Consider the following 13,058-nt stretch of genomic DNA (forward strand, 5'->3'; position numbering starts at 1 on the left):
CAAGGGGCGATGGCCCCTTGAATCTCTCTTTCCTCTTCTCCCATGTCCGAGAATCCCGACCTGAAGGGAACAAGCGCGCGCGCCTTCCATTGTGACCTAGTGGCGCGCGCGTTTTCCTGGATACGCCCCGAACCCTGGGGGATTCACGTCGTTCCGGCCGACTGCTGGATCGACCCGGCGCGCGCGGTCGACCGGGCCCTGGTCACGCATGGCCACGCCGACCACGCCCGTGGCGGCCATGGGCAGACGTTTGCCACGCCCGAGACTCTCGCGATCATAAAGTTGCGCTACGCAACTTCGGACGGCGCGGTGCCGGTGGCCTACCACGAGACGATCACGCTTCCCGGCGGGGTGAAGGCCACCTGGATTCCGGCCGGACACGTCCTTGGCTCGGCGCAGATCCTGCTTGAACACGCGGGCGAGCGGATTCTCGTCACCGGTGATTTCAAACGGCGCCCCGATCCGACCTGCCCGCCCTTCGAAGTCACGCCCTGCGATGTCTTCATCACCGAGGCGACCTTCGGTCTGCCGGTCTTCCGCCATCCCCCCACACAGCACGAAATTGCCAAGCTGACCGATGCCTTGGCCGCAGAGCCCGAGCGCTGCGTGCTGGTGGGCGCCTACGCCCTGGGCAAGGCGCAACGGGTGATCGCCGAACTGCGCGCGGCGGGCCATGCCCAGACCATCTGGCTCCACGGCGCGCTGGAGAAGATGTGCCGTCTCTACGAGGACTTCGGCGTCGATCTGGGCCCCTTGTCCCTCGTCAGTGACGCACCATCAAAGGACGCGATGGAGGGCCATGTCGTGCTGGCTCCGCCGTCCGCTCTCAACGACCGCTGGAGCCGCCGCCTGCCCGATCCGCTGACCGCCATGGCCTCGGGCTGGATGCGTGTGCGCCAGCGCGCCCGACAGCGCGGGGTGGAGCTGCCCCTCATCATCTCCGACCATGCCGACTGGGACGAGCTCACCCGCACCGTCACCGAAGTTGCTCCACGTGAAACATGGATCACCCACGGCCGCGAGGAAGCCATGCTGCGCTGGTGCGAACTGCACCAGAAGAAGGCCCGCGCGCTGGCCCTTGTGGGCTACGAGGACGAAGGGGGCGACGACTGACATGGAAGCCTTCGCCGCGCTCCTCGACACGCTGGTCTATACCCGCAGCCGCAACGCCAAGATCGCCGCCCTCGCGCGCTACCTGCGCGACACGCCCGATCCCGACCGGGGCTATGCGCTGGCCGCCTTGTCCGATGGCCTAGACTTTACGGCGGTCAAGGGCAGTACGATCCGCGCGCTGATGCGTGAACGGGTCGATCCCGAACTCTGGACTCTCAGCCGTGACTACGTGGGCGATAGCGCCGAGACCGCCAGCCTGCTCTGGCCCGAACCGGAGCAGGTTCTTGGCCCGCCTCCGACGGTAGCCCAAGCCGTCGACGCACTGGCCGCGATGACGCGCACCACGGTCGCAACCGAACTTCCTGCCCTTCTCGACCGGCTTGACGCCGAGGGACGCTACGCGCTCCTCAAGCTCGCGACAGGCGCCATGCGCATCGGCATCTCGGCCCGGCTTGCCAAGACGGCTTTCGCGCAAGCTTTCGATGTGGCGATCGAAGACGTGGAGGAGCACTGGCACGGCCAATCCCCCCCCTACACCGCCCTGTTCGACTGGGCGGCCCATGGCGCGGCCCCGCCCGACACCGAGAACCTGCCCCTCTTCCGCCCCTTCATGCTCGCCCATGCCTTCGAGGCCGATGACCTCGACCTCGATGCCTACGTGGCCGAATGGAAATGGGACGGTATCCGCGTGCAGGCGGTCCATGCCCCCGGCGAGAGCGGTACGGGCGAGAGCCGTCTCTATTCCCGTTCGGGCGACGATATTTCGGCCAGCTTCCCGGAAATCCCGGCCTCGCTCGACGTACCTTGTGTCCTGGATGGCGAGCTGCTCGTGCGCGGGGAGGCGCAAGGCGGCAAGGAGGGCGGCGCGGCCAGCTTCAACGCGCTACAACAGCGGCTCGGGCGCAAGACCGTCTCGAAGAAGATGCTCCGGGAGGCGCCTGCCTTCGTGCGGCTCTACGATGTTCTCCAGATTGATGGCGTGGACCTGCGTCCCCTGCCCTGGGCGCAGCGCCGCGAAGCTCTGGAATCGCTGCTGCACCGGCTCGACCCAGAACGCTTCGACCTCTCGCGCCTGATCGACGTGCCCGGCTTTGCCGAACTCGCCGCCCTGCGCGAGAACGCCCGCGACGCGGCCATCGAAGGCGTGATGCTCAAACGGCGCGACAGCCCTTACGTCGCAGGCCGCAAGACCGGCCTGTGGTACAAGTGGAAGCGTGATCCCCTGCTGATCGACTGCGTGCTGATGTACGCCCAGCGCGGGTCGGGCAAGCGCTCCTCGTTCTATTCCGACTTCACCTTCGGCTGCTGGGACGGCGATCCTGACGGTGAGGGCCAGCTGCTGCCCGTCGGCAAGGCCTACTTCGGCTTCACCGATGCCGAACTGAAGGACCTCGACCGCCACGTGCGTCAGCACACGGTCAACCGCTTCGGCCCCGTGCGCGAGACCGACAAGTCACTGGTCTTCGAAGTCGCCTTCGATTCGGTCCACGCCAGCGCGCGCCACAAGTCGGGCCTTGCCATGCGCTTTCCGCGCATCCACCGCATCCGCACCGACAAGCCCGCACACGAGGCCGACCGGATCGAATCTCTTAGAGCCTTGATACGGGACTGAAGAAGAAAGTGCCTTTTCAAGGGGCCATCGCCCCTTGACCCCGGAATCGGCGACCTCACCTTTCTCAGCCATGGCAGCGCGCGCTAGGTGAGCCAGACAGTTCGGGGAGCCCGAGGGCAATGGCCCTCGGACCTGTCTCTTTACTTTTTCCAATTGACCAGCATCAAGTTCGGCTAGGCCCCGCGCGTGTACTCTCACACCATCCCGCACGCTGTCTGCAAAGGATGTCGCTCCGTGTCTGCCCCTGCTCCGACTGCCGAAGCTTCCGCACCCGAGACCCCGCGCACGCCCTTCTACATGCTGGGCGGCATGCCGGTGTTCGAGGCCATTGCCCAGCGCTTCTACGATCTCATGGACGAGGACCCGGCCTACGCCGAGCTGCGCGCGATGCATGCCGCCGACCTCTCGCCCATGCGCGAATCCCTGCCCCAATTTCTCGCCGGATGGGCAGGCGGCCCGCGCGACTGGTTCGAGGCGCACCCGGACCGCTGCATGATGAGCATTCACAAGCCGTTCCGCATCACGGCCTCGGCCGCGGACCAGTGGGCGGGCGCCATGCAGCGCGCAATTGCCGACGTCGCGCCCGAACCCAAGCGCATTGCCGATGCCATGGGCGAGATCCTGGCCGACCTGTGCGCGGCCATGGCCGTCCGCCCGCCGCAGAACCCCGTCACGTCGTAAACCCGCGACGTCCCGTCTAGCGCTCCAGGCGAAACTGCTTTTCGCGCGAAGTTGCGCCGCGCACCAATTCCAGCCGCGAGGGCGCCATCCGCAGCGCGCTTGCCAGGAGCGCCCGCACCGCCTCGTTCGCCTTGCCCCCTTCAGGCTTGGCGCGGACCTTGGCGAGAAGGCGCCCGGATTCGATGGTCAGCCCCTCCCCCTTGGCGCCGGGGGTCACACGCACGGCAAGGCGCCCCTCGACATCAATCAGGGCTTCGACATCGTCCGCTGTAGGCAGGTCGAGCTTGGGCCGCGCCATGGCGGGTCAGGCGCCGCGCAGCGCGGCGGCGTGATCCTTCGCGTTCTGCACGTAACCGCACACTCCGGCCTGGTTGGCCGCCTTGGTTGCCTCGTCGAGATCGCGGGCGAACTTGGCTGGACGGCCCATCCAAAGCTGTCCTGCCCCGATGCGCTTGCCCGTCAGCATCGCACCGCCCGCCAGCATGCCGTCACTCTCGATGACGCTGCCATCCATGACCACCGCGCCCAGGCCCACGAAAGCGCGGTCCTCCAGCCTGCAGCCGTGGAGCATGGCCATGTGCCCGATCAGGCAGTCCGCCCCAATGATCGTGGCGTGGCCCTCGGGGCGTTGCGGCTTGGGGCTGTCGCAGTGGATGACGGTGCCGTCCTGGATGTTCGTGCACGCGCCGATGACGATCCGGTTCACATCGCCGCGGATCACGCAGTTGTACCAGATCGAGGCCTCGGGGCCGATCTCCACATCACCGATGATGCGGCAGCCGGGCGCGATGAAGGCGCTCTCGTGAATCCGGGGTGCCTTGCCGTGAATCGCGGCGATTGTGATGTCGGGGCGGGAAATCTCGGTCATGGCGTTCCTGTCAGCTGGGACCAACGGATATAGGGCAGGATCGAGGCGTGGTCATCCGTCCATGGGGCTCCTTGCGCCTCGGGCAGCGCGGTCCAGTCCATGCCGGGGCGCTGCCCGGAAAGGTCATTGAGGATCTGTTCGCTGCGCGAGAGCGCGATCCAGCGCGAGGGGGTATAGCGTTCGCGGTCCTGCGGGAGGTCCAACCGCGATTTCGCCGCCAATCCTGCATCCTTCGCCAGCGCGGCGAGCACCGGGTCGAGGTCGATGTAGCGGTTGGAGATATGGACCAGCAGCAGGCCATCCTCCGACAGCGCGCGGGTGTAGACCGCCAGCGCCTCGCGGGTGAGGAGGTGGAGCGGGATCGAATCCGAGGAAAACGCATCGATCACCAGCGCATCGAAGCGCCCTTGCGGCACGTCCTCCAGCTTCAGGCGGGCATCGCCGATCACGACCTGCGCACCGGGCGTGCAGTCCCTCAGAAACGTGAAGGTCCCATCGGTCGAATAGCGCCGGATCACCGGGTCGATCTCGTAGAAGATCCAGTCCTGCCCCGGACGCGCAAGGCACGCAAGCGAACCGGTGCCAAGACCGACCACCCCGACACGGGCCGCCGGTCCGTAGAGCTGGGGCAACGCTCTCAGTCCGAGCCCGACACCTGAACCGGGTCCATAGTAAGTGAGCGCCTCGTGGGCATGGGCGGGATCGAGAGACTGTTTGCCATGAAGCGTAGTCCCATGCGCCAGGGTCCGCATCCGCTGCTCGGGATAGTCGCGCAAGGTGTAGATGCCGAAATAGCTGCGTGTGCGTTCCCCGCGCCAGGACGAGAGCACCGTCCAGGACCCGCCCTGCCCGATCATCGCGATCAGCACGAGCGCGGTGAAGGCTGCGCGCGAGGCCATTAGCAAAATGCCAATGCCCACGAGGAACACAGACAGGAGAACCCTCCAGATGCCGGCCGCGGGATCGACCACCATGTCCTTCAACTGCCAGGCCAGGAAGACGGCCAGCGCCAGCAGGATATTCTGCGCCAGAATCGCCATCCCCGGCTCGATATCATCCCTCTCGCGCCAGCCGAGAAGCGGGCGCAAGGGCATGAGCAAAGCTGCAGCAAGCACCAGCAGGGGATGCTCCCAGCTCCAATCGAAGATCATGGGGGCGACCAGCGCCGTGAACACACCGCCCAGCGCCCCTCCCGCCGATTGAACGAGGTAGAACTGGGTCAATCGCTCGGGCCCGGGTCGCAGGTCGTAGAGCCGTGTGTGAAGCGCCACGGCGACACAGAACAGAAGCAGACACGAAAGCGCCACCGCACCCAGCCCGCCAAGACCATTTGCAACCATGGCATAGCCGCCTGCCACCACGAGAATGACTGGCGCGAAGCGCGTTATCAGGCGCGCAGGCCCCCGCCGGTCGGCGAAAGCGACGGTGAAGCTCAGCAGGTAGAGGCCGAGCGGGATCACCCAGAGCAGCGGCGCGGCGAAGATGTCGGTGGTCAGATGCGTCGTTGTCGAGAGCATGAGCCCGGAGGGCACCGCGGCCAGCGCGAGCCACACGGCAATGCGCCGCGCCGAGGGCGCTGAGGCCTGCGCCGTATCCTCGCCAAAACCCCGTTCACGCCCCGAGCGCGCGCGCCGCACATAGGCGCAGGCCAGCACGCACAGGACGAGCAGGCCATAGCCAAGGGCCCAGCCAAGGCTCTGCGCCTGAAGCGACAGCAGCGGCTCGGCCAGCAGGGGATAGGCGAGAAGGCCGCCGAAGCTTCCCAGGTTCGAGGCGGCGTAAAGGGCCCAGGGCTGCCCGGCCTCGGGATCGGCGGCAAACCAGCGCTGGATGAGGGGCGCCTGCGCGGAAACGGCAAAGAACACCGGCCCGACACTGATGCCCAGGAGGAGCGGAACCCAGAGCACTTCGCGGCCTTCGGGCGCCGGGGGAAGATCGACAAGGCCGATAGGCAGAGTCAGTCCGGCCAGCACCAGCAGGCCACCGTGGATCCACCCTTGCGTGCGCAATTCAAAACGGCCCAGCCAATGCGCATAGGCATAGCCGCCCAGGAGCAGCGCCTGGTAGACCAGCATCGCGCTGTTCCAGACATTGGGTGCGCCTCCCAGCAAGGGCAGCGCCATGCGCGCGACCATCGGCTGGACCAGGAACAGCAGGAAACTGCCGACAAGGATCGTGACGAGGAAGAGGATTCGGTCGCTATGGGCGCGGCGCGGCGTGGAACTCATGCCAGCGCAACGCCCGGCCGCGCCAAATGGTCCCCCCGCGCCAAGCGATAGGTCACATGCGGGCACAACGGGCTGTAGTGCGGCACGTCGGGATGCGCGAAATCGAGGTCAGGCTGATACGTCATGCCCAGGCGCTCCATCACCGCCCGACTGCGCACGTTACCCTGGCTGGTAATGGCGTAGAGAGCCTCATCGGCGAGGTTGGCAAAGGCCCAATCACGGCTCGCACGCGCGGCTTCGCTGGCATAGCCCTGCCCCCAGCAATCGGACGCGAGCCGCCAGCCCAGTTCCGCCTTGCCCGCTACCGGCCCGGTACGGCCGCGAATGAGCCCGCACCAGCCGATCAGACTTGCATCCGCGCGCCGTTCCACCGCCCAGAAGCAATGGCCATGTTTGGCCTGCATCGCCTCCATCAGGGCGATGGCCGCGGCCGTCTCTTCCCGTGTCAGAGGCGTGCCGAGCGTCGCCATCACGATAGGATCGCTGCAAACTGCGTGAAATGCCGCAAGATCGCGCGCGGCGTCCCAGACGCGCAGGACCAGCCGCTCGGTCCGGATCGGCACGTCCCCCATAGGCCCGCGATCAGCCGTTGAGCAGGCGCGCGGCGTGTACCGCGTGGTAGGTCAGGATCCCTGAGCAGCCTGCACGCTTGAAGGCCAGCAGCGTCTCGAGCACCAGCGCATCGCGGTCCCCCGCGCCGGCCGCCACCGCCGCCTCGATCATCGCGTACTCACCCGAGACCTGGTAGGCGAAGACCGGAACCTCGAAAGCCTCCTTCACCCGGCGCACGATGTCGAGATAGGGCAGGCCCGGCTTCACCATCACGCTGTCTGCGCCCTCGGCCAGGTCCAGTTCGACCTCGCGCAGCGCTTCCTCGGTGTTGGCCGGGTCCATCTGGTAGGTCTTCTTGTCGCCCTTGAGGAGCCCGCGCGAGCCCACCGCATCGCGGAACGGGCCATAGAACGCCGAAGCGTACTTGGCCGCGTAGGACATGATCTGGACGTTGATGTGCCCCTCGGCCTCGAGCGCGGCGCGGATTGCCTCGATGCGCCCGTCCATCATGTCCGAGGGGGCGATGATGTCGGCTCCCGCACGCGCCTGGTTGAGCGCCTGGCCGACCAGCGCCTCGACCGTATCGTCGTTGAGGACATAGCCCTCGGCATCGATCAGGCCGTCCTGCCCGTGGTCGGTATAGGGGTCGAGCGCGACATCGGTGAGAAGGCCGATCGAGTCTCCGCAGGCCTCGCGGATTGCGCGGATCGCACGGCACATCAGGTTGTCGGGGTTGAGCGCTTCCTCGCCCTTGGCGCTGCGGCGCTCGGGCTGGGTGTTGGGAAAGAGCGCAAGGCACGGAATACCCAGTTCCACCGCTTCCTTTGCCCGCTCGACCAGGAGATCGACCGACCAGCGCGACACGCCGGGGAGCGAGGCGATCGGTTCCTCCACACCCTCGCCATCGGTCACGAAGACCGGCCAGATGAGATCGGCAGGCGTAAGAATGGTCTCGCGATGGAGCGCCCGGCTCCAGGCCGTGGCCCGCGCGCGGCGCAGACGGGTGTGCGGATAGGTCATGGCCGCAGGAGATGCCGCAATTTGCGAGGCAATTCAATTGCCCTCACCGGGACGGGCTTCCGGTCACATGCAAGATAAAGAAAGACAATCCGAGGGCCATCGCCCTCGGGCTCCCCGAACTGTCGACCTCAAAGCTCTCGCGCCGCCTTAGCCAAGAAAGGTGAGGTCGCCCGTTCCGGGGTCAAGGGGCGATGGCCCCTTGAATCAAATCGTCTTTTCTTTGCCTTCATCCGACCTGCTGCGGCGCCAGCCGGTCGATCTCACGCGTGGTCTCCGCCTCGGCATCAGGAGGCGGTGCAATGTCCGCGAGCGCCGCACCCGGTTCAAGCGTGAGCAGACTTTGTAGGCGCGTTTCGAAGGCGGCGCGTTCGCGCCTGTCGAGCTGCGGACTGGCAAGGATCTTGAGCCCCGCCGGGTTGATCGTACGCCCGCCCCGGTAAGCTTCGAGGTGGAGGTGGGGCCCCGTCGAAAGACCCGTCGAGCCGACATAGCCGATCACCTCGCCCGCCTTCACGCGCTCGCCCCGCTTCACCGCGATCCGGCTCATATGGCCATAGCCCGTAGCAAGACCGCCCGAATGCTCCAGCCGCACGTAGTTGCCGTGCCCACCGTGGCGCCCGGAAAAGCTGACCCGGCCCGCCGCCACCGCGTGGATCGGCGTGCCGTGCCGCGCGCCGTAGTCAATCCCGGCGTGCATGCGCTTGTAACCCAGGATCGGGTGGCGGCGCATACCGTAGTTCGACGTGACCCGTCCGGCGACCGGCGCGCCGATGGGCACTTCACGCGCCTTACCCGCCGTGTCGGCGGCCAGCATCTGGCCCTCCTCGCCCCAGCGCAGCAGTTGGAGGCGCTTCTTCCCCTCATGCGCGATCCCCGCATAGAGCAGGTCACCCAGCTTGCGGTCGCCCTTGGCCGAGCGCTTGTAGGCAAGGATCATGTCGAACTCGTCCTCCGAGCCGATATCGCTGTCGAGGCTGATGTACTTGTCGATGGCCCGCAGGTACGCCTGAATCGCGGCCACAGGGGCTCCGGCGGCGCGTGCCGAGCGGTAGAGGCTGGAGCCCACCTTGCCGCGAATGCGCAAGGGCGTCGCATCGACGTGGATGGGATGGCGCACCAGCCGCAGCGGCCCTTGCGTGTCCCCCTCCCCGCGCTCGACCGAGAGATCGAGATCGAAGCGCGCCCGAAAGCTGAGCGATTCCAGAACACGCGGGGAGCGCGGCCCCGGTCGCTGGCCCAGCGTGATGTCGAACTGGGTTCCCGATTCGATTTCGGAGGGCGGCAGCGTGCCTTCGATCAGATTCTCGACTTCAGCCACGTCGAGCGCACCGACACCGGCCCGTCCAAGCATGCGCGAAAGACTGTCGCCCCGCCCCAGAGTGGAGACGAGATCAATGCGCGGGCGCTCGGGAACGCTGGCGAGCGGGCGCACCAGCGGGCTGGCGCCCATGTGGCGTCCGCTGTCCGCGCCCAGCGCGAGAGGGGCTATGGTCTGGCTGCGGAACTCGTCGCGCACGCGCTCTTCAAGCGGCGTGAACGTCGCGGCTTCCACGGCGGAGAAATCGGGCCAGAAGGCAAAAGCGACCGCGCCGAGCCCGACCAGTGTCGCAAGGCCACGAAACCAGCGGCGGCTGCCGATGTCGCTGGCAAGATCAGGCGCAAGATCGACCCGTTGGCACCAGGCCTCGACGCCGGCCCGCAGACCGCCGCGCGCGCTCCTGGCGCCAGCCCTCTCCGCACCGATCATCTGGTCATGTGACAGACTGGCAGGCGTGCGCGTATCGTGCGCTTCGTCCTGCGATCCCCTGCCATGGCCCTTGAACACCCGCACCGTCCCTTGTTGCCTTGCGTCTATCTACCTGGAAGGCACCACCCAATGCGGCACCTGTGTGGCGCTTTACGCCGAAATCCGCGAAGCGTCGTGCCTGTCCAAGGTTAATTCCAGCCTTACATTGTGGATTATAACCGGCATTGGGGGCGAGACGCCTCTTGCGAGCGGTAAGCGGCAGTGCCACACTTGACCCCATAATGCTTACCCCCCCACCTGCGATGGTGCGCAAAGACACCTCAGACGGGGTGAAGGCGGTCCTGGGACCGACCAACACCGGCAAGACCCACCTGGCAATCGAAAGGCTGTGCGCGCATTCCAGCGGCATGATCGGCTTTCCTCTGCGCCTGCTCGCGCGCGAGGTCTATGACCGGGTGTGCAAGATCAAGGGTGAGTCCAACGTCGCCCTCATCACCGGCGAAGAGCGGATCGAACCGAAGAACGCGCGCTACCTCCTGTGCACCGTCGAAGCGATGCCGGTGACCGATCGCCAGACGGCCTTCGTCGCCATCGACGAGGCGCAGTTGGGCGCGGACCGCGAACGCGGCCATGTCTTCACCGACCGGCTGCTACACGCCCGTGGCCGCGAGGAGACGATGATCCTGGGATCCTCGGCGCTCGAACCGATGGTGAAGGCGCTGATTCCGGGTGTCGAGGTCATCACCCGCCCGCGTTTCTCCACGCTCAGCCACGTCGCCCCCAAGAAGCTCAGCCGGGTGCCTCCGCGCAGCGCAATTGTCGCCTTCTCGGTCGAGCAGGTCTACGCGCTTGCCGAAATGCTGCGGCGCTTCCGGGGCGGTGCGGCCGTCGTCATGGGCGCGCTCAGCCCGCAGACCCGCAACGCGCAGGTCGAACTCTACCAGTCGGGCGAGGTCGACTACCTCGTCGCCACCGATGCGGTGGGCATGGGCCTCAATCTCGACGTCCAGCATGTCGCGTTTGCCGGACTCGCCAAGTACGATGGCCAGCGCCACCGGCGGCTGACCTCGGCCGAAATGGCGCAGATTGCCGGGCGCGCCGGGCGCCACCAGACCGACGGCACATTCGGCACGCTGGCGGGCATGCACCGGGGCGGGCGCGGCGGCGAGGAGATCGAATTCGAGCCCGAGGAAGTCTACGCGATCGAGGAGCACCGCTTCCCGCCGCTGACCAAGCTGTTCTGGCGCGATCCGGAACCGCGCTTCGACAGCCTCGACACGCTCATAGCCGACCTCGAAACGCCGCCCGAGCGCCCCGAACTGCGCCTTGCGCCCGAAGCCATTGACCTTGCCGTCCTCAAGCGTCTCGCCGAGGATCCGGAGATTGTCGATTCGGTGCGCGGCCGCGCCCGGGTCGAGCGTTTCTGGGACGTGTGCCGCCTGCCCGACTTTCGCCAGCAGGGCACCGAGACCCATTCGCGCTTCGTCGCGCGGCTGTGGCAGGACCTGCGCCATGGCGAATTGGGCGCGGATTTCGTGGCCCAGCAGATCGCGCACCTTGATCGCACCGGCGGCGAAATCGACACGCTTCAGGGGCGGATTGCCGCAATCCGATCCTGGGCCTATATCGCGCAGCGACCCGACTGGGTGCTCGCACGCGATGAGATGGCCGCGCGGGCACGCGCGGTCGAAGCCCGGCTTTCCGATGCCCTGCACGGCAAGCTTACCGAACGTTTTATTAATCGCAGGACTGCGCTGCTCATGAAAAAACTGGGACCGGACACAGGGTTGCTCTCTGTACGGCTCGAAGACGAAGAAGTTCTGGTCGAGGGCGAGCATATCGGCTCGCTGCGAGGCTTTGCCTTCCAGATCGACCCGCAAACCCGTCTGACCGACCGCAAGCTCCTGCTTTCGGCCGCCGAAAAGCACCTGCCCGGCCTTCTCGAAGCCCGTGCAGCCGAGCTGACCAAGGCGATTCACGAAGGAACGGCCACGCTCGCGCTGACGGGCACGGCGATCACCTGGGACGGCGAGCCGCTGGGCGCGCTCGGCGCCGGGCGCAGCCTGCTCGCGCCCGTGTTCGTGCCCGATCGCCTGCTCGATGCCATTCCGGCTCCCGCGCGCAAGGACCTCGTCGCCGCGCTCGAGGTCTGGCTTGAAAAGCAGCTCGAACCGCTCGCCCCGCTGGGCAAACTCGAAGAAGCAAGCCGCTCGGAAGAAGCCGGGCCGGACCTTCGCGCCCTTCTCATCCTGCTCATCGAACGCGGCGGGATTCTCGCGCGCGAGCAGTCGGGCCTAGAAAAACTCGACAAGGAACGCCGCACGATGCTGGCGCGCCTTGGCGTACGTGTCGGCGCGCTCGACCTGTTCGTGCCCGCCATGCTGCGTCCGCGCCCGATCAACCTGTGGCGCGAACTGGCCCGCCTCGCCGGTAAGGCCCCGCGCGGCGGCGCCCCCGACGAGACGATGCCCCCTGCCCTTGCCGCCGGCAAGCGCGACCGCCTGCCCGGCTACCGCAGTCTCGGCAAGCAGCTGATCCGCATCGACATGGCCGAAAAGCTCCTGCGCGAAGCGCACACCCAGCGAGAGGAAGCCGCCAAGGCACCGCCCCCGCCTGCAGCGACCACGGACGCTCCGAGCGAAACGGCGGCGGTCAACGACGAAACTGCAGCAACGCCCACGCAGGACCAGCCCGAGACCGCCGACGTGCAGACCTCGGCCGACACCGCGGCACCCTCTGGCGATGCGGCTGCGGATGCACCTGCCGAAGCCACCGTCGAGGCCCCGGCGCAGGATGCCCCCCAGGCTGCCGAAGCGAAGAGCGACAAGGGTAAGGGCAAGACCAAGGGCAAAGATCGCGGCCGCGACAAGGGCCGTGGCCGGGCCCCGCGTCCCAGCTTCCCGCTCGATCCCGCCCGCGCGATCTCGATGGGCCTGACGCCCGAGAGCTACGAGCGCCTGCTGCGTCTGGGCGGCTTCCAGCCGGTCGAACCGCGCGGCAAGCCCGCCAGGGACGACGCGGCTCCGGAAGCTCCGGCCGAGGGCGAGACCGCGGCTCCCGAGACGGCAACGGCCAAGATCGATGCCCCGCAGGGCCCCGCGCCCACACAGCGTTGGACCTGGCGCCCTCCGCGCCGCCAGCCCCCCCAGCAGGCGCCCTCCAAGCGTCCCGCCCGCCCGCGTGAAGGCAATGCCTTTGCCGCGCTCGCGGACATGGTGCGCTAAGCGCGATGCGCGC

At 67.3% G+C, this 13,058-nt stretch carries 10 protein-coding genes; 4 read left to right on the forward strand and 6 right to left on the reverse strand.

All coding sequences use genetic code 11. From position 1 onward, the window contains the following. The first annotated feature begins 42 nt into the window (after nt 1-42). The 3 genes from LC060_RS18120 (at nt 43) to LC060_RS18130 (ending at nt 3,406) form a co-directional block, all read left to right on the forward strand. Nucleotides 43-1,113 (forward strand): ligase-associated DNA damage response exonuclease, encoded by a 1,071-nt coding sequence (locus LC060_RS18120; RefSeq protein WP_226638086.1) that lies wholly within the window; start codon nt 43-45, stop codon nt 1,111-1,113. A gap of 1 nt (nt 1,114) precedes the next feature. After that, nucleotides 1,115-2,725: a cisplatin damage response ATP-dependent DNA ligase gene (locus LC060_RS18125; protein WP_226638088.1), complete on the forward strand. Its 1,611-nt coding sequence runs from the start codon at nt 1,115-1,117 to the stop codon at nt 2,723-2,725. Nucleotides 2,726-3,022: 297 nt separating this feature from the next. Next, nucleotides 3,023-3,406, forward strand: a complete 384-nt coding sequence (locus LC060_RS18130) for a group II truncated hemoglobin (protein WP_052322344.1) — start codon at nt 3,023-3,025, stop codon at nt 3,404-3,406. 16 nt (nt 3,407-3,422) lie between these two features. Here the strand turns inward: LC060_RS18130 and LC060_RS18135 are convergent, their stop codons facing one another. From LC060_RS18135 to LC060_RS21085, 6 genes are all read right to left on the reverse strand, one after another. After that, a complete protein-coding gene (locus LC060_RS18135; protein WP_226638091.1) occupies nt 3,423-3,704 on the reverse strand; it encodes a DUF167 domain-containing protein in 282 nt (93 codons plus the stop codon). A gap of 6 nt (nt 3,705-3,710) precedes the next feature. After that, nucleotides 3,711-4,274 carry a gamma carbonic anhydrase family protein gene (locus LC060_RS18140; RefSeq protein ID WP_226638093.1) on the reverse strand — a complete coding sequence of 188 codons (564 nt, stop codon included), beginning with the start codon at nt 4,272-4,274 and terminating at the stop codon, nt 3,711-3,713. Further along, the gene (locus LC060_RS18145) at nt 4,271-6,502 is read right to left on the reverse strand and encodes a fused MFS/spermidine synthase (protein WP_226638095.1); all 2,232 of its coding nucleotides are present in this window, start codon (nt 6,500-6,502) and stop codon (nt 4,271-4,273) included. The genes LC060_RS18140 and LC060_RS18145 overlap by 4 nt, the downstream gene beginning before the upstream one ends. Then, on the reverse strand, nt 6,499-7,065 hold the full coding sequence (locus tag LC060_RS18150; RefSeq protein WP_226638097.1) for a GNAT family N-acetyltransferase: 567 nt from the start codon (nt 7,063-7,065) through the stop codon (nt 6,499-6,501). Before LC060_RS18150 ends, LC060_RS18145 begins: the two co-directional genes overlap by 4 nt. Before the next feature lie 19 nt (nt 7,066-7,084). Beyond that, nucleotides 7,085-8,074, reverse strand: a complete 990-nt coding sequence (gene hemB, locus LC060_RS18155) for a porphobilinogen synthase (protein WP_039389951.1) — start codon at nt 8,072-8,074, stop codon at nt 7,085-7,087. Nucleotides 8,075-8,300: 226 nt separating this feature from the next. Then, nucleotides 8,301-9,905, reverse strand: a complete 1,605-nt coding sequence (locus LC060_RS21085; RefSeq protein WP_226638099.1) for a peptidoglycan DD-metalloendopeptidase family protein — start codon at nt 9,903-9,905, stop codon at nt 8,301-8,303. A 197-nt stretch (nt 9,906-10,102) separates the two neighbouring features. On the opposite strand from LC060_RS21085, the gene LC060_RS18165 reads away from it, so the two are divergent. Then, the gene (locus tag LC060_RS18165; RefSeq protein ID WP_226638101.1) at nt 10,103-13,045 is read left to right on the forward strand and encodes a helicase-related protein; all 2,943 of its coding nucleotides are present in this window, start codon (nt 10,103-10,105) and stop codon (nt 13,043-13,045) included. Nucleotides 13,046-13,058: the final 13 nt, after the last annotated feature.

This window comes from Novosphingobium profundi (assembly GCF_020524485.1).
Taxonomy (GTDB): Bacteria; Pseudomonadota; Alphaproteobacteria; order Sphingomonadales; family Sphingomonadaceae; genus Novosphingobium; species Novosphingobium profundi_A.

Excerpts from the sequence above, each read along its gene's own strand:
- LC060_RS18145 (WP_226638095.1), bottom strand. The coding sequence starts at position 6,502 with ATGAGTTCCACGCCGCGCCGCGCCCATAGCGACCGAATCCTCTTCCTC.
- LC060_RS18120 (WP_226638086.1), top strand. The coding sequence starts at position 43 with ATGTCCGAGAATCCCGACCTGAAGGGAACAAGCGCGCGCGCCTTCCAT.
- LC060_RS18125 (WP_226638088.1), top strand. The coding sequence starts at position 1,115 with ATGGAAGCCTTCGCCGCGCTCCTCGACACGCTGGTCTATACCCGCAGC.
- LC060_RS18165 (WP_226638101.1), top strand. The coding sequence starts at position 10,103 with ATGCTTACCCCCCCACCTGCGATGGTGCGCAAAGACACCTCAGACGGG.
- LC060_RS18140 (WP_226638093.1), bottom strand. The coding sequence starts at position 4,274 with ATGACCGAGATTTCCCGCCCCGACATCACAATCGCCGCGATTCACGGC.
- LC060_RS18135 (WP_226638091.1), bottom strand. The coding sequence starts at position 3,704 with ATGGCGCGGCCCAAGCTCGACCTGCCTACAGCGGACGATGTCGAAGCC.
- hemB (WP_039389951.1), bottom strand. The coding sequence starts at position 8,074 with ATGACCTATCCGCACACCCGTCTGCGCCGCGCGCGGGCCACGGCCTGG.
- LC060_RS18130 (WP_052322344.1), top strand. The coding sequence starts at position 3,023 with ATGCTGGGCGGCATGCCGGTGTTCGAGGCCATTGCCCAGCGCTTCTAC.